This window comes from Streptomyces sp. BE20, assembly GCF_036322525.1.
Classification (GTDB): Bacteria; Actinomycetota; Actinomycetes; order Streptomycetales; family Streptomycetaceae; genus Kitasatospora.
This window is the reverse complement of the sequence record NZ_JAQYWW010000936.1, coordinates 1-3,187: the sequence shown is the minus strand read 5'-3', so window position 1 is coordinate 3,187 and position 3,187 is coordinate 1. Positions and strand designations below refer to the sequence as shown.

General features: G+C 68.2%; 3 protein-coding genes. 1 reads left to right on the top strand and 2 read right to left on the bottom strand.

Annotated features, from left to right (window positions below; all coding sequences use genetic code 11):
• Positions 1–323 precede the first annotated feature (323 nt).
• Both PUR61_RS22000 and PUR61_RS21995 read right to left on the bottom strand, forming a co-directional pair.
• A complete protein-coding gene (locus tag PUR61_RS22000; RefSeq protein WP_329880988.1) occupies positions 324–890 on the bottom strand; it encodes a GNAT family N-acetyltransferase in 567 nt (188 codons plus the stop codon).
• A gap of 20 nt (positions 891–910) precedes the next feature.
• Entirely contained in the window at positions 911–2,236 is a 1,326-nt protein-coding gene (locus PUR61_RS21995; protein WP_329880986.1) for a helix-turn-helix domain-containing protein, read from the bottom strand.
• Between the two features lie 241 nt (positions 2,237–2,477).
• On the opposite strand from PUR61_RS21995, the gene PUR61_RS21990 reads away from it, so the two are divergent.
• Entirely contained in the window at positions 2,478–3,080 is a 603-nt protein-coding gene (locus tag PUR61_RS21990; RefSeq protein ID WP_329880985.1) for an ATP-binding protein, read from the top strand.
• Positions 3,081–3,187: the final 107 nt, after the last annotated feature.

The following is a 3,187-nucleotide window of genomic DNA, read 5'->3' as shown; positions in this document are numbered from 1 at the left end:
CCGGGGTGTGCAGCCTCCCACGGTGCTGCACACCCCGGGCTCCAACCCCCTCCCCGGACGCCCTCCGGGAAGGGGACGCGGAAGAGCAGCGGGTCCCCCCACCGATCACGCCTGAGCTCACCGCGCGGACCGCGCCCGGAACGCCTCCCCGGGAACTCAGCATCCACTCGGCCTCGGCCCCATCAGAACGTCGACGCCGGTGACGGTCTCGCAGGCCCGCCCGATCTCGTCCTGATCGAGTTGAGCCAGAGCAAAGCGAGCAGTGGCCAGCGCCCAGCTTTGCCGTTTCGATCGTCATCCCGGGAGAGTAGCTCCAGGGCCTGTCACCGTAGCAACGCGGTGACAGGCAGGACCATGGCGTTGTACACCGGGGAGTCCGGAGCGTGCTTGATCTGCCCGATGATCTTGTACCCCCAACGCAGGTACGCGTCGTGCGCCGGCTGGTTGGTAGGGATGCACGTCAACGTCGTCCACTGCTGCCCCCGACCGATCACAGCCTCGTCGTGAAGCCGCCGACCAACACCCTTGTTGGTGTGGATCGGCAGCACCATCAACTCGCGCAACCAGAAGACGTCCCCGGCCTGCGAAGCCTTCAGGACGTCGTCCGGCCGCTGCTCGCCGACGGACAGCCACCAGGTGCGGTCCTCGGGCAGGGTGACACCGTGCAGGTACCCGATCAGCACGCCGCCGTCCCGGGCCGTGACACACTCGAACCCTGGCATCTCCATGGCACCGAGCAACCGTTCCTGAAAGGCCTCCGGCGTGAAGAACGGATCCCCCTGGTAGGGCGGCACGTCATAGACCTGGGCGTACACCGCGATCAGATCCGGAAGCAGCTTGGCGGTGCCGGCTGCGGTGTGCCGTTCAAGGTGAAGGTCGGTCAGTGACACGGGGGCTCCTCGCTGGTTGGTCAGGCCGCACAGGCGGTGATGCGTTCCACCGTCTCACGGGCCCGCGGCTCGTCCTCGTAGGACCGCAGACCACCGGCGACAGCGAGCAGGACCCGTTTGTTCCGGGCGGATGCCATGCCGTTGCCGATCATCCGAACGGATTGGTCGGCCGCCTCAACGGAGTGATCCAGATCGCCGGCTGACAGGGCGGCGCTCGACAGCCGAACCAGGCACATACCGCGGTTGCGGTCGTGCGCGGTGTCCTGCATCTGAGCGGAACGGTCCAGCAGGCCAACGGCCGGTCCGTGTTGGCCAAGGTCGCTGCGGCACATCCCCTCAAGGCACGTCAGTTCTGCCTCGTTCAGGAAGAGCGTCCACTGCGGGTCCCGATCCGTGGAGCCTTTCTCGAACGCCCGCCAAGCCCGCGTGATTGCCTCGTTGGCGCTGGCGACGTCTCCGAGGCGGGCATACCCCTGAGCTTCGCGGACAGCCAGCAGGGAGTGCACCCGGGCCGGCGCCCACCGTCCCGCGTGGCGGGCAGCGAGCTGGGCATATCGAACGGCGTCCCGTGCCTTCCCGCCAAGGTCAACGGCCTGACGGGACATGTTCGCCAGCGTCCGTACCGTGAGGGCGTCATCACCGGACAGCAAAGCCGTGTTGAGGGCCTGCGACCAGAACACTGACGCCCGTTCCTGGAGCTCGGCGTCGTAGCAGTACCAGCCCAGCGACGTGGTGAGGGAGCCGGCAATGCCGTGCAATTCCGCACCGATCTGGTCGGTGTACTGGGCCCGGTCCAGCAGGTCGTGCACCACATGAAGCGTGTGCTGAGCTGAACGCCAGAGCAGGTTTCCACCAAAGCGCTGGTCAAGGGCATCGAGGTTGCCGAGCGTCTCTCGCAGTTCCTCGACCTGGTCGTCACCGACCCGGACAGTTCCAGCAGGACTGGCGGCAGCAGAGGAGGCCAGCCACGGCAGCCGACTGAGGACGGCGGCCGTGCCGGCGGCAGACAGAAGGTCTCGTCGGTTCACAGGCGGGATGATGGCTCCTTCACTGGGTCGCGCGCCAGAGGCCGTTGGCCGGAATTCGACCGGAAGAGCGAATCCAAGCTCGTCGTACGCCATGCCGAAGGTCTCGCAGAGCGCTCGCAGCGCATCCGGCCGGGGCAGCGGCGGATCGGCCTGTTCCCACCGTCGCCACGATCGCTCCGATACCTCGAAGGAGTCCCGGCCGATCAGCCGCTTCCCGGTTTCAGATACCTCGCGGACTGCTCGCTCTTGCGTCCACCGGCGTTGCCTGCGCGCTTCGTACAGGCGGTCATTGCGCCCTCGCCGTACGGGGGTACTCATGGCGCGTTCTTACGCATTGTCACCTTCCAAACATAGAACGTGAATCGGCCGACTGGCCGCCACTCTGACCGAATTGGGCGCAACCGGCCACTCAGTGGCCGGTCGAGTGGCCTTCTCCCCGTTGGGGCCCGCTGCTGAGATGGGGGCCCTGCTACGGAACGGCTTCCGGCATCGTCACGTGTTTCGTTCCGTAGCAGGGCCCCAGCACCTCCAATCGGTAACGTCGCCACCGGAGGAAGTCATGCACCAGCCCAACCCTCCCCGGTTGGCCAACCCCGCCAGCCGAGTCCGCGTTCTGCCTGCTGTGCTCAGCAGCGCCCGTACAGCCCGGCAGGCCACTGCTCAGGCGGTCAACGAACTCGGCCTGGTCCTCGACGAGGACCAACTGGACGACGTCAAGCTGCTTACCTCCGAGCTGGTCAGCAATGCCGTCAACCACGGCAGCTCCGACGGTGGTGAGTTGCGCGTTGTCTGGACGGCCGTTCCCGGTGCGTTGAAGGTCGCCGTGACCGACCGGAGCAGCACCCCGCCCCGCCTCCGGGCGGCCACCGAGGACGACGAGAGCGGCCGCGGCCTCGCCCTCGTCCGTACCCTGGCCGACCGCTTCGGCTGGCACTCCGAACCCGGCGGCGGCAAGACCGTGCGGTTCACGCTGGTGCTGAACCAGGCCGCCGTCAGCCGGCTGCTGACCACCGGGGTGCCCTTGCCCACCGCCGCGGTGACGACCGCCGCTCTGCGGGCCCACGGTCTGATCGGCCGGGCCCGGCCCCGGCCGTCCCTCGGCGACGCGATACCCGTACGCCTGCGGCACCCGAGCCTGCGCCGCCCCACTCCGGCCGCGTAGCACCTACCGACTCCCGGGGTGTGCAGCCTCCCACGGTGCTGCACACCCCGGGCTCCAACCCCCTCCCCGGACGCCCTCCGGGAAGGGGACGCGGAAGAGCAGCGGGT

What these genes read in the sequence shown, in the direction of transcription:
- PUR61_RS21995 (WP_329880986.1), bottom strand. Translation starts at nt 2,236, where the DNA reads ATGAGTACCCCCGTACGGCGAGGGCGCAATGACCGCCTGTACGAAGCG.
- PUR61_RS21990 (WP_329880985.1), top strand. Translation starts at nt 2,478, where the DNA reads ATGCACCAGCCCAACCCTCCCCGGTTGGCCAACCCCGCCAGCCGAGTC.